Source organism: Pseudomonas sp. (assembly GCF_046581935.1).
GTDB lineage: Bacteria > Pseudomonadota > Gammaproteobacteria > Pseudomonadales > Pseudomonadaceae > Aquipseudomonas.
Window position 1 is genome coordinate 156,944 of sequence record NZ_JAYGFK010000028.1, and the last position, 20,751, is coordinate 177,694.

A 20,751-nucleotide genomic window follows, 5' to 3' on the forward strand; every position below is an offset into this window, starting at 1 on the left:
GAGGTAGGACCGGCTCTGTGTAGTTTTACTACATTCCGACGCCGATTTCAGCCTTTTGGATACAATCGTTGGTAGTAAAACTACAATTATTTTTCTGCAGGCGATTCCAGAGTTTCAGGAATGGATGTTCTCCATCAGGCGATGGTCGCAGGCAGACCGCTAAAAGGATAGACCATGAGCCTGCCCATGCTGGCCTCTTTGCCTGCCGTTCTTTCTCCTCTTGCGCTGCGTGCTGAGCAGTCTTTGCAGCAAGCCTTTACCGAGTTGTCTGCCGAAGCGGCGGCGACTTTTGCCAGTTGGCCGCAGGCGCGGCTGCAGGCCTTGCAGCGGGTGTCGGCGGCCAGTGACTTTGTGGTGCAGCAGGCTTTGCGTGATCCGCAGATGCTGCTTGATCTGGCCGCCAGTGGCGAGCTAGAGCGCAGCCTGAGTGATGGCGAGTTGCGCAGTCAGCTACTGGGCGCTCTTGGCGAGTGCGCCAGTGAAGATGAGCTGGCGCAGCGCTTACGGCGTTTCCGCAACCGTCAACAGCTGCGCATTATCTGGCGTGATATCAGTCGTCAGGTCGATCTGATTGAGACCTGCCGCGACCTTTCCGAACTGGCCGACGCCTGTATCGATCTAGCTTATCAATGGCTTTATCCGCGCCATTGCGCGCAGTTCGGCACGCCGATCGGCCGGCGTAGCGGCCTGGCGCAGCATATGGTGATTCTCGGTATGGGCAAGTTGGGTGCCCATGAGCTTAATTTGTCGTCGGATATTGATCTGATTTTCGGTTATCCCGAAGGCGGAGAAACCGAGGGGGTTAAACGGCCCTTGGATAATCAGGAATTCTTTATTCGCCTGGGGCAGAAGCTGATCAAGGCGCTGGATGCAATCACCGTCGATGGCTTTGTGTTCCGCACGGACATGCGCTTGCGTCCCTACGGCTCGTCTGGCTCGCTGGTGTTTAGCTTTAATGCGCTGGAGCAGTATTACCAGGACCAAGGGCGCGACTGGGAACGCTACGCGATGATCAAGGCGCGGGTGGTCGGCGGCGATCAGGCCGCCGGCGCGCAGTTGCTGGAGATGCTGCGGCCCTTCGTGTATCGGCGCTATCTGGACTTTTCGGCGATTGAAGCGCTGCGTGCGATGAAGCAGTTGATCCAGCAGGAAGTGCGTCGCAAAGGCATGGCTGAGAACATAAAGCTGGGCGCTGGCGGTATTCGTGAGGTGGAGTTTATCGCCCAGGCCTTCCAGCTGATTCACGGCGGGCGCGACCTTAGCTTGCAGCAGCGTTCGCTGTTCGCGGTGCTCAATACCTTGCGTGATCAGGGCTATTTACCGGCAGCAGTGACCGATGAGTTGCGTGACGGCTACGCCTTTTTGCGTTACGCCGAGCATGCCCTGCAGGCCATCGACGACCGCCAGACGCAGATGCTCCCGGATAGCGACCAGGACCGCGCGCGCGTTGCTTTCATCATGGGTTTCGACAATTGGCAGGCTTTCCACGAGCAGCTGATGCTGTGGCGCGGTCGGGTTGATTGGCACTTCCGTCAGGTGATTGCCGACCCTGATGAGGAGGAGGGCGGTGTGCCGACTGAGGAGTCGGTCGGTTGTGAGTGGCTGCCGCTGTGGGAGGATGTGCAGGATGAGGAGGCCGCCTGCCGGCAACTGACCGAGGCGGGGTTTGCCGAGCCGCAATCAGCCTGGCAACGTTTGGCCGGCCTGCGTAATGGCAATCAGGTGCGCGCCATGCAGCGCCTTGGGCGCGAGCGCCTGGATGCCTTTATTCCACGTTTGCTGGCGCAGACGGTGGAGCATGCCAAGCCGGATCTGGTGCTGGAGCGTGTGCTGCCGCTGATTGAGGCTGTGGCGCGACGCTCTGCCTATTTGGTGCTGCTCACGGAAAACCCCAGTGCATTGCAGCGTTTGCTGACGTTGTGCGCCGCCAGTCCGTGGATTGCCGAGCAGATCACTCGCTTCCCGCTGCTGCTGGATGAGTTACTTAACGAGGGGCGTTTATTCAATCCGCCGCTGGCGCCCGAGCTGGCCGCCGAGTTGCGTGAGCGGCTGATGCGTATTCCCGAGGAGGATCTGGAGCAGCAGATGGAGGCGCTACGTCACTTCAAGCTGGCGCACCGCCTGCGCGTTGCGGCTTCAGAAATTGCCGGCACCCTGCCATTAATGAAGGTCAGCGATTACCTGACCTGGCTGGCCGAGACGATTCTCGATCAGGTGCTCGCCCTGGCCTGGCATCACACCGTAAGCAGATACGGCGCACCGCGCCGTGCCGATGGCAGCATCTGTGATCCGGATTTCGTCATTGTCGGCTACGGCAAGGTCGGTGGAATCGAGTTGGGCCACGGCTCGGACCTCGATTTGGTGTTCATCCATGATGGCGACCCGCATGCTGAAACCGATGGCGAAAAGTCCATCGACGGTGCGCAGTTCTTCAATCGCCTGGGGCAACGCATCATTCACCTGCTAACCACCCAGACCAACTCCGGCCAGCTCTATGAGGTCGATATGCGCCTGCGGCCTTCGGGCGCGGCGGGGCTACTGGTCAGCTCGCTGGGTGCCTTCGAGCGTTATCAGCAGGGTGAGGCTTGGACGTGGGAGCATCAGGCGTTGGTGCGCGCGCGGGTGCTGGTGGGCTGTGCGCGGGTCGGTAAGGCTTTTGAGGCGGTGCGCGCTGGCGTGCTGGGGCGTGAGCGCGACCTGGATAAACTGCGCAGTGACGTCAGCGAGATGCGCACGAAGATGCGCGACAACCTCGGGAGCAAGCTTACGGCTGCCGGTACCGCAGCGAATGCCTTTGAGGCCACGGCGCCGTTCGACCTCAAGCAGGATGCCGGTGGTATCGTCGATATTGAATTTATGGTGCAATACGCGGCCCTGGCATGGTCGCGCCAGTACCCGGAGTTGCTTGAGTTCACTGACAATATTCGCATTCTGGAAGGGCTGGAACGGGTTGGTTTGTTGCCGGGCGAGGACGCCCACTTGCTGCAAGATATCTACAAAGCCTACCGTTCGGCGGCTCATCGCCAGGCGTTGCAAAAGCAGCCTGGGGTGGTCAGCGGTGAACAGTTTGCGCAAGAGCGGCGCACGGTGATGCGCATCTGGCGGGAACTGGGTTTGAGCTGAGTTATGAGAATGCCGGGCACATCGGGTGGCTGGCCAATGCTGTATCAATCGAATCTGAGGAGCAGGCAACTATGTCGATGGCCGATCGTGATGGCGTGATCTGGTATGACGGCGAGCTGGTGCCGTGGCGTAACGCGACCACCCACGTGCTGACCCATACCCTGCACTATGGCATGGGCGTGTTTGAGGGCGTGCGCGCCTACAACACTCCGCAAGGCACAGCGATCTTCCGCTTGCAGGCGCACACTGATCGCCTGTTCGACTCGGCCCACATCATGGGCATGAAGATTCCGTACAGCAAAGACGAAATCAACGAAGCCACTCGCGCCGCCGTGCGTGAGAACAACCTGGAAAGCGCCTATATCCGCCCGATGGTGTTCTACGGATCTGAAGCCATGGGCCTGCGCGCCAGTGGTTTAAAAACCCAGGTTATCGTTGCTGCCTGGAGCTGGGGTGCCTACATGGGCGACGAAGCCCTGCAGGTGGGTATCAAGGTGCGCACCAGCTCCTTTACCCGTCACCACGTCAACATCGCGATGACCCGCGCCAAAGCCAACGGCAACTACATCAACTCGATGCTGGCCTTGCAGGAAGCTGTCTCCGGCGGTGCTGACGAGGCCATGCTGTTGGATCCGGAAGGCTATGTAGCGGAAGGCTCGGGCGAGAATATCTTCCTGGTCAAGAACGGCGTGATCTACACCCCGGAAGTGACCTCGTGCCTGAATGGCATTACCCGTAACACCATCCTGACCCTGGCTGCCGAGCACGGTATTGAAGTGGTCGAGAAGCGCATCACTCGCGATGAGGTGTATATCGCCGACGAAGCCTTCTTCACCGGTACCGCCGCTGAAGTTACGCCGATTCGCGAAGTTGATGGCCGGCAGATCGGCGCTGGCCGTCGCGGCCCGGTCACCGAAAAACTGCAAACCGCCTATTTCGACCTGGTAACAGGTAAAACCGATGCCCATGCCGAATGGCGCACCCTAGTTAAATAAGCTGCCTGCTTCGTAGGATGGGTTGAGCGCAGCGATACCCATCACGTGATGCAGGCTAGGCTGATAGTCGAGCGTTGAGTCTGTCCGGGAGGCGAAAGCCTCCCCGGTCGTTTCTGGAAAAGGCATGAAAATACTGATCGTAGGCCCCAGCTGGGTGGGTGACATGGTGATGGCGCAGACACTGTTTCAGTGCCTGCAACAGCGCCACCCTGGCTGTGAAATCGACGTGCTGGCACCCGAGTGGAGCCGGCCGCTTCTCGAGCGCATGCCCGAAGTGCGTCAGGCGCTGAGCTTTCCGCTCGGCCACGGTGTGCTGGGGCTGGCGACGCGGCGCAAGATCGGTAAGTCCCTTGTGGGCCAGTACGACCAGGCGATTCTGCTGCCTAACTCGCTGAAGTCCGCGCTGGTGCCATTCTTCGCCGGTATCCCCAAGCGCACCGGCTGGAAAGGCGAGTTGCGTTATGGCTTGCTCAACGACATTCGTACGCTGGACAAAGAGTGCTATCCGCTGATGATCGAGCGCTTTATGGCGCTGGCTTTTGAGCCCGATGCGCTGCTTGCGCAGCCTTATCCGCGGCCCTCTCTGCAGATCAATCCACAGAGCCGCGATGCAGCGCTGACCAAGTTCGGTCTAAGTCTGGATCGGCCGGTACTGGCGTTGTGTCCCGGTGCCGAGTTTGGTGAGGCCAAACGTTGGCCGAGCGAGCACTACGCCAAGGTCGCCGAGATGAAGATTCGCGCCGGTTGGCAGGTGTGGATATTCGGCTCGAAGAATGATCACCCGGTCGGTGAGGACATCCGCAGCCGGCTGATTCCCGGCCTGCGCGAAGAAGCCGTGAACCTGGCCGGCGAAACCAGCCTGGCTGAAGCCATCGACTTGCTCTCCTGTGTGGGTGCAGTGGTTTCCAACGACTCGGGTCTGATGCATGTGGCGGCGGCGTTGAATCGTCCGCTGGTGGCGGTCTACGGTTCAACCTCGCCGGGCTTTACCCCGCCGCTAGCGGAACAGGTGGAAATCGTCCGTTTGGGCCTGGAATGCAGCCCTTGCTTCGAACGCACCTGCCGTTATGGCCATTACAACTGCCTGGGCCAGCTCAAGCCGCGCCCGGTGATTGAGGCGCTGGATCGCCTGGTCAGTGATCCGGTTGAGGTTGAATAGTTTGCGGGTACTGTTGATCAAAACCTCTTCGCTGGGCGATGTGGTGCACACCCTACCGGCGCTCACCGATGCGGCGCGGGCGATTCCCGGTATCCAGTTCGATTGGGTGGTGGAAGAGGGCTTCGCCGAGATTCCCGCCTGGCATCCGGCCGTGGCGCAGGTGATCCCGGTGGCGATTCGTCGCTGGCGCAAGCACCTTTGGCAAACGCTCAAGAATGGTGAGTGGCAGCGCTTTAAACAGCGTCTTGGGGAAACCAAGTACGACCTGGTGATTGATGCACAGGGCTTGCTGAAAAGTGCCTGGTTGACCCGCTATGTGAAGGCCCCGGTTGCTGGTTTAGATCACGACTCCGCGCGCGAGCCGCTGGCCAGCCGCTTTTATGATCGCCGCTATGCTGTGCCGCGTGAGCAACATGCGCTTGAACGTACCCGTCAACTGTTCGCCCAGGCGCTGGGTTATGCGTTGCCGGCAGGTGTTGGTGACTATGGCTTGAATCGCGCACAGCTGGCCGATGCTGCGCCGCAGCCTTACCTGCTGTTTTTGCATGGCACCACTTGGCCAAGCAAACACTGGCCGGAAACCGAGTGGCGCGAACTTGCCGCGCAGATGAGTGCGCAGGGCTGGGCGATTCGCTTGCCGTGGGGCAATGACAGCGAGAAAGCCCGCGCCGAACGAATTGCTGCCGGTATTGAAAACGCTGCAGTACTGCCCAAGCTTAACCTGGCAGGTGTGGCCAAGGTGATTGCGGGGGCCAGCGCCTGCGTGGCAGTGGATACCGGTCTGGGCCACCTGGCCGCCGCGTTGGATGTGCCGAGTATTTCCCTTTACGGGCCAACGCTGCCAGGTCGGGTGGGTGCCTACGGTCGTGGTCAGGTGCACCTGTGCGCGACGGGGCCGAATGCTGGCTCGGGTGACCGGCATAAACCCTGTTTCGACGGCCTGGATGCTGAGCGTGTTGCTACGCAACTGCAGGCCCTGCTGTTGGCTGAGGACGTCATTTGATGTTGCTGTCGAGATTTTTTCCCGGAGTTCATCCGGGCTACATGGTTGAAGGGCGCGTCTGATGCAACTGGCTTTTATCCTCTATAAATACTTTCCATTCGGTGGATTGCAGCGCGACTTTATGCGCATCGCCTTGGAATGCCAGGCTCGCGGCCATGCGATTCGCGTGTATACGCCGATCTGGGAAGGCGACGTGCCAGCGGGCTTCGAGGTTGTCGTGGTGCCGGTCAAAGCGTTGTTCAACCACAAGCGCAATGAAAAACTCACCGCCTGGGTCGAGGCCGACTTGGGCAAGCGCCCGGTAGACCGGGTAATCGGCTTCAATAAAATGCCCGGTCTGGATGTCTATTATGCCGCCGACGGCTGTTATGAGGACAAAGCGCAAACCCTGCGCAACCCCCTGTACAAGCGCTGGGGCCGCTACAAGCACTTTGCCGATTACGAGCGGGCGGTTTTCGCTCCCGAAGCGAAGACCGAGATTCTGATGATCTCTGAAGTGCAGCAGCCGTTGTTTATCAAGCATTACCACACCCCACTGCAGCGCTTTCATCTGCTGCCGCCGGGTATTACCCAGGACCGCCGTGCGCCGGCCAATGCTGCCGAAATTCGTGCTGAGTTCCGTGGCGAGTTCAAGCTGGTTGATGACGATTTGCTACTGGTGCAGATCGGCTCCGGGTTCAAGACCAAGGGGCTGGACCGCAGCCTCAAGGCGTTGGCGGCATTGCCTCGTGAGCTAAAACAGCGCACGCGCTTGATCGCCATCGGTCAGGATGATCCACGCGCGTTCCAGTTGCAGGCTAAGGCGCTGGGCGTATCCGATCACGTGCAGATTCTTAAAGGCCGCAGCGATATCCCGCGCTTTTTGCTCGGTGCTGATTTGCTTATTCATCCGGCCTACAACGAGAACACCGGCACTGTGCTACTGGAAGCGTTGGTTTCCGGTCTGCCGGTGCTGGTTAGCGATGTCTGCGGCTATGCCCATTACATTGCCGAGGCGGATGCTGGCCGTGTGCTGGCCAGTCCGTTTGAGCAGGAGAGGCTTAATCATCTGCTCACCGATATGCTGGCCGACGATGCGCGTCGTGCATTCTGGTCGCGCAATGGGCTGGCCTATGCGGACAGTGCCGATCTGTATTCCATGCCGCAACATGCGGCCGACATTATCCTGGCGGCGCGCCCATGAAGCTGGTACTGGCTGAACCCTTTAAAAGTCTGTGGGCCGGGCGCGATGCCTTTGCTGCTGTCGAGGCCCTGCAAGGCCAGGTTTATCGAGAGCTGGAAGGCCGCCGCACGTTGCGTACCGAAGTCGACGGGCACGGTTACTTCGTCAAAATTCACCGTGGTATCGGCTGGGGTGAGATTGTCAAAAATCTGCTTACCGCCAAGCTGCCCGTGCTTGGCGCACGTCAAGAATGGCAAGCGATTCAGCGCCTGACTGACGTCGGCGTAGCGACCATGACCGCCGTGGCCTATGGCGAGCGCGGCAGCAACCCCGCAGCGCAGCACTCTTTTATCGTCACCGAAGAATTGGCGCCGACCACCGATCTGGAACAGCTCAGCCTGAACTGGGCGCAACAACCGCCTGAACCATGGCTCAAGTGGGCGCTGATCAAGGAGGTGGCGAGCATGGTAGGTAGCATGCACCGCGCCGGGGTCAACCATCGTGACTGCTATATCTGCCACTTCCTGCTGCACACCGACAAGCCGATCACGGCCGATGATTTCCGCTTGTCGGTGATCGACCTGCATAGAGCGCAACTGCACGACAAACTGCCGCTGCGCTGGCGCAACAAAGACTTGGCCGCGCTGTATTTTTCCGTGCTGGATATTGGTCTGACCCGGCGCGACAGGCTGCGGTTTCTGCGCTGTTATTTCTCTGTACTGAAGGGGCAGCAACCACTGCGCCAAACGCTCAGTACTGAACGGTCGCTGTTGGTTTGGCTTGAGCGTAAGGCGGACGCGTTGTATGCGCGTAAGCAGCGTTATGGGGATGCGCTCTGATGGCAGGCTGGACGCTAGATGCGCAATATCAAGAACTGGCCGAAGACTTTGGCAGTCTGCAGGCTGTGTTTACTCTGCAGGGGGAGCGGCTGACCAAGGATCCTTTATCTGAGGTCATCCGTATCGAGCGCCATGGCGTGCGTTATTACGTCAAGCGCTACTGGGGTAGTGGTAAGGGGTTGCGCCGTTATATCGGGCGACCACGGGTTAAAGCCGAATGGCAGAACCTGAAATACTTCGCCAAGTGGGGCGTGGCTACTGCGCCGATTGTCGCTTTCGGTCTGGAGCGTCAGCTCGGCCGCTTTGTTCGTGGGGCATTGATTACTCGCGAGCTGAGTAATACCGAAGATTTGGGTTTGCTGGCGAATAACGACGATCCGCGTCTGCAGGATCGCCATTGGGTCGATACGGTCAGTAGTCAGTTGGCGCGCGCCACACGGATTTTGCATGAGCACCATTTCACCCATAACGACCTCAAATGGCGCAACTTATTAGTTAACGACCGGGTGGAGTTGTTTTTGATCGATTGCCCCACTGGAACGTTTTGGTGGGGACCTTTGTTGCGTTATCGCATCATTAAGGATTTGGCTTGCCTTGATAAGGTGGCTAAGTACAAATTGTCGCGGACCCAGCGGTTACGCTTTTATCTGCAATACCTTGGGCGTAGTCGCTTGGGTTCTGCTGACAAGCTCTTTTTACGCCGTGTTGTGGTTTTTTTTGAGGGGCGTGAGTGAGCGATTTTATTGCGGCGCAAGACCGTGCCTTGCTTGAACGTCATGGGCTGGCCAGTTTTGACGCACTATGGGCGCTTAAGCTCGAGGCGGTTGATGAGCCTAATACTGAGCGCGGCGGCTGGAGCAGTGTCTATCGTCTCGATCTCGGAGAGGCGGCGTTTTATCTCAAGCGCCAGAGCAATCACCTGACCAAAACCTTGCGGCATCCCTTTGGGGAGCCCACCTTCGCCCGCGAGTTCAGAAATATTCAGCGCTATGCGGCGCTAGGTATTCCTGCGTTACAGGCCGCGTTTTTTGCCGAGCGCAAGCTGCCGGGCGAGCGGCGTGCGGTATTGCTGACCCGTGCGCTGGATGGTTGGCAGGATCTAGATACCTGGCTGCAGGGTTGGTCTGGACTGGAAGCTGCTTCTCGTAGGGCAATTCTCAGCGCCTGCGGAGAGTTGGCGCAGCGCCTGCATAAATCCGGTCAGATACATGGTTGCTTTTATCCTAAGCATATATTTCTGCGCGAGACCGCTGCCGGTTTCGATGCACAGCTGATCGACTTAGAGAAAACCCGACCTCTGTTATTTGGTCAGCGTGATCGAGTAAAGGATTTGGAGCCTCTATTGCGTCGCGCTAGCGTGTGGGGCGATACGGATGTGCGGCTATTCTTGGCTGCCTATCTAGGTGATGGCGGCGGGCTTGAAGGCTGGAGTGCGCGGCTTGGTGCGCGTCGCCGTAATAAGGAGTCGCGTTGATGAGCCTGGCGAGTCTCAGTCAGGCTGGGCGCTCGCCAGAGTTGCCTCAGGCCATTGAGCTGGCCGATGCGGCCGGCTCTGCTGAGCTGGTCTTGCAGCAGTGGCTGCGAGTCTTGCCTGGGCAGCGTTATGTCGCTCAGGCCCAATGGCGTGGGCGTTCGGTGCTGGCCAAATTACTGGTTGGTAGCCGGGCTGCCCGGCATTTTCAGCGTGAGCTTGAAGGTGCGCGCCTGATGGCAGAGCTGGGGTTGCCGACGCCGCAATTGCTTGTTGATGGCCTGCGCGAAGGCGAGGGCGGCTGGCTGTTATTTGAATACCTGGATGGTGCTGAGAGCCCCTGGGACGCCTGGCGTTCGGTGGAAAATCAGCCGCTATTGAGCGCAGATCAGCTAGCCGTATTGGCCGATGCGCTGGTCAGCATCGCGCAGATGCATGCCAAGGGTTTATGGCAGGCAGATTTACACCTAGACAACCTGCTGCGGCATAACGGCCAGCTGTTTGTTATCGATGGTGGCGGTGTTCAGGTCGAGGTCGCTGGCCAGCCGTTGTCGCGCGGCAAGGTGCTGGAAAACCTCGGCGTGTTCTTTGCCCAGTTACCCGTCGAGTTGACTCCGTTCATCGAAGAGCTGCTGGTGCATTACCTGCTGACCAATGGCGAGCATGCCTTGCCGTTGGAGGCGCTTCTGAAAGAGGTGGAGACGGTTCGTAAATGGCGCTTGCGTGATTACCTGCGCAAGATCGCTCGCGATTGCAGTCTGTTTGCTGCGAGCATCGGTGCGTTCGGTCTGCGGGTAGTGCGCCGCGACAGCCAGGCTGAACTTCAGCCCCTGCTGAATAATATGGATCTGCTCACCGAGCAAGGCCGTATCTATAAGACCGGTGGCGCGGCCACAGTGGCGCAGGTACAGGTGCAAGGCCGCCCGCTGGTGGTCAAACGCTACAACATCAAGAATTTCGCTCATTGGCTGAAGCGCTTCTGGCGGCCTAGTCGCGCCTGGCACAGCTGGGTAGAAGGTAATCGCCTGCAGTTGCTGGGCATCGTCACCCCGCGGCCACTGGCTGTGCTGGAGCGTCGCTGGTGTTGGTTGCGCGGTCGGGCCTACCTGATTACCGAATACTGTGGCGGGCAGGATATAATCGCGCGCTTTAGCAACTACCACGACGGATCACCCCCGGAAATAGAGCTATTGGCGCTGGATCGTTTGTTTGCAGCCTTGCTGCGCGAGCGCATTAGTCACGGCGATTTCAAAGGGCACAACCTGTTCTGGGATGAAGACTTGGCTCGCTGGTCATTGATCGACCTCGACGCCATGCAGCAGCATCACAGTGCGCGCAGTTTCGCCAGGGCTTATGCCCGCGACCGTGCCCGTTTCCTGCGTAACTGGCCCGCCGATTCGGCACTGCACCAGTTGCTCAACCAACGTATACCGCTGACGCCCGCCGTCGGCTCAGCAGACTAAAAGAGGCAAATTCAGTGGCATTGACCATTCTCGGCCTGTCCGGCGCACTCAGCCATGACCCTTCCGCCGCCCTGTATATCGACGGCAAGCTGATCGCCGCCGTCGAAGAAGAGCGCTTTGTGCGCGACAAGCACGCGAAAAACCGCATGCCTTATGAGTCGGCCAAGTTCTGCCTGGAGCAGGCGGGGATCAAACCTTCTGATGTTGATGTGGTGGCGATTCCGTTCGCGCCGATCAGCATCTTCGAGAAGGCCCGTTGGCAGTACGCCAAGCGCTACTGGTATGCACCGGACCGCGCGCTTGATGCGATCCTGATGGGCAATCGCCGCTACAAACGCTATTACAAACACATCCAATGGTGCTTGCAGCAACTTGGCTTTGACCTGAAGAAAATCAAGATCGAGCCGGTCGAACACCACCTGGCTCACGCCGCCAGTGCTTATCACTGCTCCGGTTTTACCGAAAAGACCGCGATCCTCGGCATCGACGGCAAGGGCGAGTACGCCACCACCTTCTTCGGTTACGGCGAAAACGGCAAAATCCATAAGATCAAAGAATTCTTCGATCCGGATTCCCTTGGCGGACTGTACGGCGCGATTACTGAATTCCTCGGCTTCGAGATGCTCGACGGCGAATTCAAGGTGATGGGCATGGCGCCCTACGGCGATGCCAGCAAATACGATTTCTCGCGGCTGGCCACGTTCGAAAATGGCGAGCTGGTAATCAACACCGAGTACGCCAACGTTATTGGCTTGCGCCGCTACAAAGAAAACGGCAAGGGCTTCTACTTCTCCAAGAAGCTGATCGAGTGGCTGGGGCCGAAGCGTGTTGGTGATATCGCCGACGATCCCTACATCCATTACGCCGCCAGCATGCAGGCGCTGTTCGAGAAGCTGGCGCTGCAGATGATGGAGCACTACCTCGGTGACATCATTCGCGAAACCGGCAAGATCGCCTTCGCTGGCGGTTGCGCGCTGAACGTCAAGCTCAACCAGAAAATCATCGCCCGTGATGATGTGAAGGAGCTGTTCGTTCAGCCTGCATCCGGCGACGCCGGCACTGCAGTCGGCGCTGCGGCTTATATCTCGCATCAGCGCGGCGTGCCGGTGGAGAAGATGGAGCACGTTTACCTCGGCCCGTCCTACTCCAACGAAGATGTGATTGCCGCTTGTGTCCGTCACCCGAGTAAGCCGGTGTTCAAGCAGATCGACAACATGCCGCAGCGCATCGCCCAGATCATGGTCGATGCCAATCCGGTGGCCTGGTTCCAGGGCCGCATGGAGTTTGGTCCGCGTGCGCTTGGTGGGCGTTCGATCATCGGCTGTCCGAGCGTGCCTGGCGTGGCTGACCGGATCAACGAGCAGATCAAGTTCCGCGAGCGCTGGAGGCCTTTCTGCCCGTCGATGCTCGACACCGTTGGCCCGCAGATGCTTAAGGTCGATCACCCGAGTCCGTTCATGACCTTCACATTTGAAGTGAATGAAGAGTGGAAAACCCGCGTTGGTGAAGTGGTGCACGAAGACGGCACCTCGCGTGCCCAGGTGCTCAAGCGCGAATACAACCCGCGCTACTACGACATGATGCTGGAGCTAGAAAAGCTCACCGGTAATGGTGTGTCGCTGAACACCTCGCTCAACCGTCGCGGTGAACCAATGATCTGCTCGCCAACCGACGCGCTGAACATGTTCTACGGTTCTGACCTGCAGTACCTGATCATGGAAGACATTCTGGTGGTCAAGGACGGCAAGGATTGGTATGACAACGTCTGAGGACGTGGTGGGCGGGCAGCCGTGGGTGTTGCAGTTCTGTCACGGTTACGACGGCCCCTTCCTCGATTGCGCGCGGCAGTACGCCGCGCTGTTTGTCGGTACGCCCTATAAAGTTTGTACGGTCTACCTGACCGGCAAGCCGAGCGTTGAGGTTGAGAAGGGTTCTGCCTCTGATGAGGTGATTTTCCTCGACTACTCCAGCCGCGAAGTGCGCGGCCTAAAGCTCAAAGCGATTGGCGATCTCAAGCGGATCGCTGCTTCGCGCAACTTTAAATTGTGTATTGCTCATCGGTTTAAGCCGATTTATATCGCCCTGCTAGGCAGCCAATTACCCGTTATTGGCGTGCATCATGCGTTTGGTGATTACAAACGGCGCACGCGCCAGCTGTTCGCCAATTTCTTTCGCAAGCGTTTGGCTTTGCTCGGGGTTTCCAATGCAGTGCGCGATGACATGCGCGCCTGCCTTCCAGGTTGGGCGGTCGAACGAATAGAGACCCTTTACAACCGTATCGACATTGCTGCCGTTCAGTCCGCGCAGGTCACCCGTGATGCGGCTCGCGAGCATCTTGGATTGCCACAGGAGGCTTGGATAGTCGGCAACGTCGGTCGCCTGCACCCAGACAAAGATCAGGCCACTCTAATCCGAGGTTTTGCCCAGGCATTGCCGCAGCTGCCGAAGGGTAGTCTTCTGGTAATCATTGGCACTGGACGCTTGGAGGCACCGCTGAAGGCGCTCGCTGACGAGCTTAGGGCGACTGAGTCAGTACGCTTTCTCGGTCAGGTTGCTGGTGGCCGGCGCTATTTCAAGGCCTTTGATACCTTTGTCCTGAGCTCCGATCATGAGCCCTTCGGTATGGTGTTGTTGGAGGCTATGGCGGCTGGTGTGCCGCTGATTGGTAGCGACTGTGGTGGCGGGCGTGAGGTGGTCGAGGGGGTCGGCGTGCTGTTCCCGTTGGGCGATACGTTGGCGCTTGCTGCCGCCATATGCCATATGGTCGGGCTAGATGGCGAGCAACGCGAGCTGTGTGCCTTACTCATGCTGCAACGGCTCGAAGCCGGTTTTTCTGATCATGCTATACGCGAAGCGTTTTGGCGCCTCGGTCTGCTAGGCAGCTAGTGGAAACACACAAAACCATTGGGCTAAGGGGCTTGGTGGGCGATAGGTGCGCTATGAAAACTCCGCCAAGTATATGCTTCATAATTCCCTATTTTGGGCGCTGGCCTTTCTGGATGCCGTTTTTCATCGAGAGTTGCCGACACAACCCAGATGTAGACTGGTTGATGTTCAGTGACTGTGGCGTGCCGGCCGAACTACCGAGCAATGTGCGAATTGAAAGCATCAGTTACGCCGACTACTGCACCCTAGTCGGTAAGCGTCTGGGTATTCCGTTTGCGCCGGAGAATGCCTATAAACTCTGCGATATCAAGCCGGCGCTGGGCTTTATTCATGAGGATTACTTGCAGGGCTATGACTTTTGGGCCTTTGGTGACATCGATCTAGTCTTCGGCCAGTTACGGGACTATTTCACCTCCGAACGCCTGGCTCGGTTTGACCTGTTATCCACCCACGAGCGGAGAGTGTCTGGGCATTTGTGCCTGATCCGCAATGTACCGCGCATGCGGGAGGCCTTTATGCGTATGCCGAACTGGCAGGCGCGGTTCTGCGACCAGCAGCATCACGCTCTGGACGAGGGGGCATTCAGCCGGATTTTTCTCTGGCGCAAGAACTTCCCGCGCCCTCTGTTCCGCTTCGTCGGGCTGTTCAACCCTTGGCGCCGTCGCAGTGAGTTCGTCGAGGCTTTCAGTACGCCTTCGGGTTGTATTCCCTGGATCGATGGTCGCGCCGAATTCCCTACCTGCTGGTATTGGCGCGAGGGGCGATTGAATAATGATCTTGATCGAGGGCGGGAGTTTCCCTATTTCCATTTCGTTGTGTGGAAGCGTGATGCCTGGCCTGCACTCGGCGAGCATTCGGTCGATACATTGCAAGCGCTAGCAAAACAGCCGGTGTGGCAGATCAGTTCTCAAGGATTTTCGCAGGATAACCGATGAGCAGGCGCATCAAAGTTTTACAGCTACAGCCCGACTATAACGTCAAGGCTCATGACTTTGCCGACCTAGCCGAGCAGATTGTTAAGGCGTTGCCTAATGAGCGCTATGAGATAGTTGCAGCATTCTTGCGTGGTAAGCCCGGTCCCGGGGAACCGGTGAGCCGAGCGGATCGTTCGGTGTATTTCGAGTTTTCCGATAAGCAACTCAAGGGTTTGCGGTTACGAGCGATGTGGCAGCTCTATCAGTTTTGCCGCGCCGAGCGGTTTGATGTGGTGATCTGTAACCGCTTTAAGCCGGTCAATATGATGTTGCAACTGAACCGCTGGTTAAAGGTTCCACTGTGCATCGGTATTTCTCACGGGTTTGGCGAGTACGATCGTTTTTACCGGCGCCGCCAAGCCAAGCGCTTGATCGATAAGGCTTGGCGCTTTGTGGGGGTGTCGCCAGCGGTCAAGCAATACCTGCTGGATTGCGAGTGCGGCTTTAGCGAACACAATACCGTGGCCATCACCAACGCCATCGATATCGAGCAGGCCACTGCCTTGCAGCATTCACGTGAAGAGGCTCGCCGGTTATTAGGGCTTGATCCTAATGTGCGTTTGCTGGGCGCGCTCGGGCGGTTGGTGCCGGTCAAAGGGCATAATTACCTGCTCCAGGCGTTTGCCAAGCTCAAAGACGTTTATCCACAGGTTCAGCTGGCCATTATTGGCAAAGGCCGCGAAGAATCGCGGCTGCTGGCTGAGGTTGAGCGACTCGGTCTTGGTGGTCGGGTTCATCTGCTCGGTTTTCGTGAAAATGCTCTGCAGTATGTGCGCGCTTTTGATATTTGGACCATGCCGTCCCTTGCTGAAGGCCTGGGTTTAGCTTTGTTGGAAGGGATGAGCGGGCATTTGCCAGTAATTGCGTCTAACGTGCCTGCGATGTTGCCGCTGATCGAGGGCGCCGATGGTATTGCCGTACCCCCTGCTAACGTTGATGCGCTGAGCCAGGCACTAAGCAGCTACTTGCAACTGAGCGACCAGCAGTTACGGGAAAAGGGCGAGCAAGCTTATGCCTACTTGTGCGCCAATCACGATATAGAAACCTTCCGTCAGCAGTATCGGCAGCTCATTGACGAGTCGCTGAGTCAGGCGAGCGCCTCCCTATGAGTCAAAACCCTCAGCTTGTCAGTGTCATTATCGCCTCATACAACCATGCGCCTTATATTGAAGAGTGCATTCTCAGTGTGTTGGGGCAAACCTACTCGCATGTAGAGCTTTTGGTGGTGGACGATGGCTCTACCGATGACAGTGTTGAGCGTATTCGACGCTTGCAGGCTGAGCATGATTTCGATTTTCAGATTCAGCAAAATCAGGGGCTAACTCGCACACTGAACTCGGCAATCGCTCGCGCTAAGGGCGAGCTGATTGTGCCGTTTGGCTCGGATGATGTGATGTTGCCCGAGCGCCTGGCCAAGCAGGTGGCCTATATGGTGGATAAGCCTGATGTGGGGATCTGTGCCGGTAATATCGAGTTGATCGACTCAGAAGGTAAGCTGTTCCCTGAAACCCGTCAGCGTCGAGATGTGCCGTTTCGGCGAATGGATTTCGATGATGTGTTTATGGAGCGCAAGCCCTATGCGCCCGCCACAACCCTGATGATCCGCAAAGAGGCCTTGGCAAAGGTGGGCGGCTTCGATCCGGAAATTCGCCTGGAAGACTTGGCAATTGAGCTGAAAATCACCTATGCCGGCTACTACATTGACTGCCTGGGTGAGGTGTTGGCGCGTTACCGTAAACACGCTACCAACTCCTACAAGAACCACCGATTTATGATTGATAGCATCCTGCGCATTTATGCGTTGTACCGCGACCATCCACAGTATGAGTTTGTTCGTACGCGCTTTCTTAGCTCAATGTTTCTCAAATGCTCCAACCGTGATCGTCAGCTGGCGCGTGAGCTGCTGGCGCAGATTCCGTTTAAAAATTGGTCGAAGAAAACCTGGCGCGGCCTGATGCGCCTGTATTTTTCACCACTGGAAAAGGCCTGATTAGGTATGGGACTGTGGGCGCGTTTCCTGGCCAGGCAGGCCAAAAAGCAGTTGCGGGCGTTGCCTAGACTGCAGCGTGGCCAGGCGAAGTTTCTCCAGCGCTATCCGCACTACCAGATCGGTCTAGGGACCTACGGTCTGCCTGTTGTGCATGACTGGCAGGAGGGAGCCACGCTGAAAATCGGCAGTTATACGTCTATTGCCGAACAGGTGGAGATTTTTCTGGGGGGCCATCATCGCAGTGATTGGGTCACAACCTATCCGTTTCCCGCGATGATTGACGAAGCTCAGCATATCCAAGGCTATGCCGTGAGCCGGGGCGATGTAGTGATCGGTAGTGATGTATGGCTGTGCACCAATAGCGTGATTCTGTCAGGTGTCACGGTGGGTCATGGGGCCGTGGTTGCCGCCGGCGCAGTGGTGAGTCGCGATGTCGCGCCCTACTCGATTGTGGCTGGTAATCCAGCGCGACACATTCGCTGGCGTTTCGCTCCCGAGGTTTGCGCTGCGTTGCTTGAGGCCGCTTGGTGGGAGTGGCCAGAGCAGGAGGTGCGTAGCGTGAGCCCACTGTTGTGCAGTGACCGACTTGATAGCTTTCTGCAGTATGCACAGCGGCGTGCTACCCAGCCGCGTTAGATTGCGCACGTCCTACTCAAACAGTTTGGCTGTCAGTTTCTTGGCGATATGGCTGTAACCTGCTTTGAGTGCGTCATAGTGTTCTTCGAATAGCCACTTTTGGTCGTCGGTATAGCGGCGCATGTGCTTGAGGTTGCGTTGACGCTTGTGCAGGCTAAGTGCGGAATAGCTGATGCGCATATCTGCGAGGTCAATCAAACCAAGTTGCCCATCGGGTTGCACCAATACGTTGCCCAAGTGAACCGAGCGAAAATAAACGCCGCTGGCGTGTAACTTGGCTAACAGTTCGCCAAACTGTTCCACAAGTTGTTGGCGGCGCTCGTTAGAGCCGTTACTCAACATATGGCGCAAAGTTTCTCCTGGCAGTGGCCAGTAGTGCACGGCGGTTCTATTGATCGGATCAACCAGCCAATACACCTGAATGATTTGTGGGCTGTTAAATCCCATATGCTGTAAGCGTGCGGCGTTTTCTGCGAATCGCTTGGCGTAAGGCTTGAGGGTTTCGCGGGAAAACACTGAACGCTTACGGAACAGCTTGAGAAAGCTGCCGTCCGTCAGTTTTAGAACCTTTGGCCCAAGACCGTCGAGCTCAAGCACGCTGGCGTTGGCAGAAAGAGCGCTAAATTCAGACTGAGAAAGCGTCTGCATCAGCTTTGGGTTCCTTGTGTTTGCCGCATGCGTACGCTTAGTGCTGCAATCAGTGCGAGGGGGATCCAGGTTACCATCCAGTGCTCTTTGGGGCGTGACAGGATGCCGCCACCCTCCGTGAGCCCTGCGCCGATGCCATAAACCAGCAATGCGCCGCAAACAATAAACAGGTAGTTACTTCTGTGCTTCCAGCACTGGAAGAGGGCGAGACAGTGCATGGTGAGCCATAGGGCTAAGCCAATAATACCGGTGTAATACAGCACTCCGAGGGCAAAGTTGTGCGGCTCACGAAAGCTCATATTGAGATCGGGGATAAATATTGCCAGATGGGCACCGAAACCGAATCCTTGCCAAGGCTGTTGAGCAACCTTGCTAAGCGTTTTGGCCCACAACTCTGGCCGGTAAGACATGCCGCGACTGGACAAAACCTCCGGGTAAAGCAGGGCTAGGGCGAGCATCATTAGCACCCCTGAGAGCAGCAACCAGGCGGAGCGTTTGCTCCAGCACGCGACTATCAGCCAGGCACACGCCAGCGCAATTGCAACGAGAGGCGTGCGCGAGCCGGTGGCCATTAGTGCTAGCCCCATCAGTACGGCGGCAATTAGCGCGGACCAGCTTTGGCGAGGGCTTAGGGTCATACTTAATGCCAACCAAAGGGCGCAAAAAGAACCGAACAAATGTGAGCTTAGTAGCGGGTTGTCTAATGCCCCATCGCCGACAAACCTTGCGCCAGGCGTCCAGTTGGCTACAAAAAACACCAAGCTGTAAGTGGTCAGTGGCAACATTATTAAGGCCGCGAGCAGTGTGCTGTAGGCGAGTCGTGCATTGGGTTGCAATGCCATGAGCGCACATGAGGCAAACAGCATCAGAATATACAGCGGGCGCTTGAATAGGGTGCCGAAGGACTGGTCGGTGTCTGACCAGCAGACGCTGATTAAGGCCCAGGTTGAGAATATCAAGAAGGCAATAATCACCGGGTCGAGCCAGAGCGCTCCACTACTACGAGGGCGCAATATCAAGGCGAGTAACGTAGGCACGGCAATTAGCGCGTAGAACACCTTGTGATAAAGGCTGCGCTCCGGCAGACCAGCCAGCCCCACGAGCAAGGCGACAAAGCCTAAAGGAAGTAACCAGTTGCAGATAAAAGTGTAGGCTCGCTGCGTCCATGAGTCGAATTGTGTGTGCATCTCGGCGTAAGTCCAGTACGGCAATTGATTCGCGATTCTACAGGATCAAGATGAGCCTTTCCTCGGGTCGCCCGACTTTCTTAGAGGAAGCTTTTTACGCAGATGTTGTGGTCACAAAATCCGGACGCTGGTTTAGGTTTATCCGGCCAGTGATTTGGCTTCCACTGGCGTTTTGTATCCGTTGTAGCTGTGTGGCCGTTGATGTTTGTAGTAATCCGTCAGATAACGCAGTACGTCCGTCTCAGCTTGGCCTTGGTTGGTATAGGCATGCGCTGGCATCCACTCCGTTTTCAGGCTTCTGAAAAAACGCTCCATCGGTGCGTCATCCCAACAGTTAGCGCGACGGCTCATGCTCTGTTTGATCCGATAGCGCCATAGCATTTGTCGGAATTCGATGCCGGTGTAATGGCTGCCTTGATCAGAGTGAAACATCAGCTGCAGTGGGCAACCACGTGACTCGAAGGCCACGCGCAAAGCCCTTGTTGTAAGTTGCGAGTCCGGTCGATTGGAGAGCGCCCAACCCACGATGCGGCGGGCATACAAATCCATAACCGCCGCTAGGTAGACCCAGCGATTACCCGCCCAGATGTAGGTCACGTCACCGCACCACACTTGGTTGGGGCGCTAACAGTGAACTGTCGATCTAATTCATTCGTCGCAATGGCGCTTTCACCATCAGCTTTGCGGTGGCGGTGCTTGCGGCATTGCGTACTGAACAATCGGGCCTCTTTCATCAGGCGACCCGCCAGAAAACGGCCCACCGCAACACCCTGTATCTGCAGCGCTGCGGACAGCGTTCGGGCTCCAGCTGAGCCGCGGCTCTGAAGGTGAAATTCAGTTGCCAGCTGGCGCAGTGCAATCCGCCGATGATCGACACGACGGCGTCGCTTGCAGGCGTCGTAGACACTGCTGCGATGTACACCAAATACGCGGCACAACTCGGCTCGTGGATACCGCTCGCCCAACGCCTCTATCAAGCTTACTGATCGAGGGAGTCTGACATTAAGAGAGCGGTAGCCTTCCTAAGAAACACCTTCGACGGTCTGAAGCGTGAAGCCAAACTCTGCCGCTCTACGGTGCAATCCCTTAACTACTCTTTCCCGATACTTTTGCTCGTAGTGATCGGCTCCTGGATCTTTGTAAGCCATGCCGAAGCGCATCGCGTTGTAGAACAGGATCGCGATCTTGCGTGCGGTCGCAGTTACCGCCTTAGCC

General features: G+C 57.5%; 18 protein-coding genes and 2 pseudogenes. 15 read left to right on the forward strand and 5 right to left on the reverse strand.

Features of this window, described 5'->3' with window-relative positions:
- Positions 1-174 precede the first annotated feature (174 nt).
- The 15 genes from glnE to VCA57_RS23235 all read left to right on the forward strand — a co-directional run bounded on the left by glnE (position 175) and on the right by VCA57_RS23235 (position 17,701).
- Entirely contained in the window at positions 175-3,123 is a 2,949-nt protein-coding gene (glnE, locus tag VCA57_RS23165; protein WP_411188072.1) for a bifunctional [glutamate--ammonia ligase]-adenylyl-L-tyrosine phosphorylase/[glutamate--ammonia-ligase] adenylyltransferase, read from the forward strand.
- 71 nt (positions 3,124-3,194) lie between these two features.
- Positions 3,195-4,118: a branched-chain-amino-acid transaminase gene (ilvE, locus tag VCA57_RS23170; protein WP_411188074.1), complete on the forward strand. Its 924-nt coding sequence runs from the start codon at positions 3,195-3,197 to the stop codon at positions 4,116-4,118.
- A 124-nt stretch (positions 4,119-4,242) separates the two neighbouring features.
- On the forward strand, positions 4,243-5,277 hold the full coding sequence (gene waaF / locus VCA57_RS23175; protein WP_411188076.1) for a lipopolysaccharide heptosyltransferase II: 1,035 nt from the start codon (positions 4,243-4,245) through the stop codon (positions 5,275-5,277).
- A 1-nt stretch (position 5,278) separates the two neighbouring features.
- Positions 5,279-6,280 carry a lipopolysaccharide heptosyltransferase I gene (gene waaC, locus VCA57_RS23180; protein ID WP_411188078.1) on the forward strand — a complete coding sequence of 334 codons (1,002 nt, stop codon included), beginning with the start codon at positions 5,279-5,281 and terminating at the stop codon, positions 6,278-6,280.
- A gap of 61 nt (positions 6,281-6,341) precedes the next feature.
- Positions 6,342-7,463, forward strand: coding sequence for a glycosyltransferase family 4 protein (locus VCA57_RS23185; RefSeq protein ID WP_411188080.1), 1,122 nt, complete (start codon positions 6,342-6,344; stop codon positions 7,461-7,463).
- The gene (gene rfaP, locus VCA57_RS23190; RefSeq protein ID WP_411188082.1) at positions 7,460-8,281 is read left to right on the forward strand and encodes a lipopolysaccharide core heptose(I) kinase RfaP; all 822 of its coding nucleotides are present in this window, start codon (positions 7,460-7,462) and stop codon (positions 8,279-8,281) included. Before VCA57_RS23185 ends, rfaP begins: the two co-directional genes overlap by 4 nt.
- Positions 8,281-9,015 carry a lipopolysaccharide kinase InaA family protein gene (locus VCA57_RS23195; RefSeq protein ID WP_411188084.1) on the forward strand — a complete coding sequence of 245 codons (735 nt, stop codon included), beginning with the start codon at positions 8,281-8,283 and terminating at the stop codon, positions 9,013-9,015. The genes rfaP and VCA57_RS23195 overlap by 1 nt, the downstream gene beginning before the upstream one ends.
- The gene (locus VCA57_RS23200; protein ID WP_411188086.1) at positions 9,012-9,755 is read left to right on the forward strand and encodes a lipopolysaccharide kinase InaA family protein; all 744 of its coding nucleotides are present in this window, start codon (positions 9,012-9,014) and stop codon (positions 9,753-9,755) included. The genes VCA57_RS23195 and VCA57_RS23200 overlap by 4 nt, the downstream gene beginning before the upstream one ends.
- Complete coding sequence (locus tag VCA57_RS23205) at positions 9,755-11,215, forward strand: lipopolysaccharide kinase InaA family protein (protein WP_411188088.1); 1,461 nt, start codon at positions 9,755-9,757, stop codon at positions 11,213-11,215. Before VCA57_RS23200 ends, VCA57_RS23205 begins: the two co-directional genes overlap by 1 nt.
- A gap of 14 nt (positions 11,216-11,229) precedes the next feature.
- The gene (locus tag VCA57_RS23210; protein WP_411188090.1) at positions 11,230-12,984 is read left to right on the forward strand and encodes a carbamoyltransferase; all 1,755 of its coding nucleotides are present in this window, start codon (positions 11,230-11,232) and stop codon (positions 12,982-12,984) included.
- Entirely contained in the window at positions 12,971-14,101 is a 1,131-nt protein-coding gene (locus VCA57_RS23215) for a glycosyltransferase (protein ID WP_411188092.1), read from the forward strand. The genes VCA57_RS23210 and VCA57_RS23215 overlap by 14 nt, the downstream gene beginning before the upstream one ends.
- Positions 14,102-14,154: 53 nt before the next feature.
- Positions 14,155-15,036 (forward strand): DUF6625 family protein, encoded by an 882-nt coding sequence (locus VCA57_RS23220; RefSeq protein WP_411188094.1) that lies wholly within the window; start codon positions 14,155-14,157, stop codon positions 15,034-15,036.
- Positions 15,033-16,184, forward strand: coding sequence for a glycosyltransferase (locus tag VCA57_RS23225; RefSeq protein WP_411188096.1), 1,152 nt, complete (start codon positions 15,033-15,035; stop codon positions 16,182-16,184). Before VCA57_RS23220 ends, VCA57_RS23225 begins: the two co-directional genes overlap by 4 nt.
- Positions 16,181-17,065, forward strand: coding sequence for a glycosyltransferase (locus VCA57_RS23230; protein WP_411188098.1), 885 nt, complete (start codon positions 16,181-16,183; stop codon positions 17,063-17,065). Before VCA57_RS23225 ends, VCA57_RS23230 begins: the two co-directional genes overlap by 4 nt.
- Before the next feature lie 6 nt (positions 17,066-17,071).
- A complete protein-coding gene (locus VCA57_RS23235) occupies positions 17,072-17,701 on the forward strand; it encodes a CatB-related O-acetyltransferase (protein WP_411188100.1) in 630 nt (209 codons plus the stop codon).
- Positions 17,702-17,713: 12 nt separating this feature from the next.
- Here the strand turns inward: VCA57_RS23235 and VCA57_RS23240 are convergent, their stop codons facing one another.
- The 5 genes and pseudogenes from VCA57_RS23240 to VCA57_RS23260 all read right to left on the reverse strand — a co-directional run.
- Entirely contained in the window at positions 17,714-18,349 is a 636-nt protein-coding gene (locus tag VCA57_RS23240; RefSeq protein ID WP_411188102.1) for a lipopolysaccharide kinase InaA family protein, read from the reverse strand.
- Entirely contained in the window at positions 18,349-19,536 is a 1,188-nt protein-coding gene (locus VCA57_RS23245; RefSeq protein WP_411188104.1) for an O-antigen ligase family protein, read from the reverse strand. The genes VCA57_RS23240 and VCA57_RS23245 overlap by 1 nt, the downstream gene beginning before the upstream one ends.
- A gap of 138 nt (positions 19,537-19,674) precedes the next feature.
- Positions 19,675-20,148 carry an IS3 family transposase gene (locus tag VCA57_RS23250; protein ID WP_411188106.1) on the reverse strand — a complete coding sequence of 158 codons (474 nt, stop codon included), beginning with the start codon at positions 20,146-20,148 and terminating at the stop codon, positions 19,675-19,677.
- 95 nt (positions 20,149-20,243) lie between these two features.
- Positions 20,244-20,513 (reverse strand): annotated as a pseudogene (locus tag VCA57_RS23255) (IS3 family transposase); the annotation flags it as partial.
- Between the two features lie 45 nt (positions 20,514-20,558).
- Positions 20,559-20,751: pseudogene (locus tag VCA57_RS23260) on the reverse strand (IS110 family transposase); the annotation flags it as partial.

Coding starts and splice junctions, on each gene's coding strand:
- waaF (WP_411188076.1), top strand. CDS start 4,243: ATGAAAATACTGATCGTAGGCCCCAGCTGGGTGGGTGACATGGTGATG.
- VCA57_RS23245 (WP_411188104.1), bottom strand. CDS start 19,536: ATGCACACACAATTCGACTCATGGACGCAGCGAGCCTACACTTTTATC.
- VCA57_RS23230 (WP_411188098.1), top strand. CDS start 16,181: ATGAGTCAAAACCCTCAGCTTGTCAGTGTCATTATCGCCTCATACAAC.
- VCA57_RS23195 (WP_411188084.1), top strand. CDS start 8,281: ATGGCAGGCTGGACGCTAGATGCGCAATATCAAGAACTGGCCGAAGAC.
- VCA57_RS23215 (WP_411188092.1), top strand. CDS start 12,971: ATGACAACGTCTGAGGACGTGGTGGGCGGGCAGCCGTGGGTGTTGCAG.
- VCA57_RS23225 (WP_411188096.1), top strand. CDS start 15,033: ATGAGCAGGCGCATCAAAGTTTTACAGCTACAGCCCGACTATAACGTC.
- VCA57_RS23235 (WP_411188100.1), top strand. CDS start 17,072: ATGGGACTGTGGGCGCGTTTCCTGGCCAGGCAGGCCAAAAAGCAGTTG.
- VCA57_RS23205 (WP_411188088.1), top strand. CDS start 9,755: ATGAGCCTGGCGAGTCTCAGTCAGGCTGGGCGCTCGCCAGAGTTGCCT.
- VCA57_RS23185 (WP_411188080.1), top strand. CDS start 6,342: ATGCAACTGGCTTTTATCCTCTATAAATACTTTCCATTCGGTGGATTG.
- ilvE (WP_411188074.1), top strand. CDS start 3,195: ATGTCGATGGCCGATCGTGATGGCGTGATCTGGTATGACGGCGAGCTG.
- VCA57_RS23240 (WP_411188102.1), bottom strand. CDS start 18,349: ATGCAGACGCTTTCTCAGTCTGAATTTAGCGCTCTTTCTGCCAACGCC.
- VCA57_RS23220 (WP_411188094.1), top strand. CDS start 14,155: ATGAAAACTCCGCCAAGTATATGCTTCATAATTCCCTATTTTGGGCGC.
- glnE (WP_411188072.1), top strand. CDS start 175: ATGAGCCTGCCCATGCTGGCCTCTTTGCCTGCCGTTCTTTCTCCTCTT.
- rfaP (WP_411188082.1), top strand. CDS start 7,460: ATGAAGCTGGTACTGGCTGAACCCTTTAAAAGTCTGTGGGCCGGGCGC.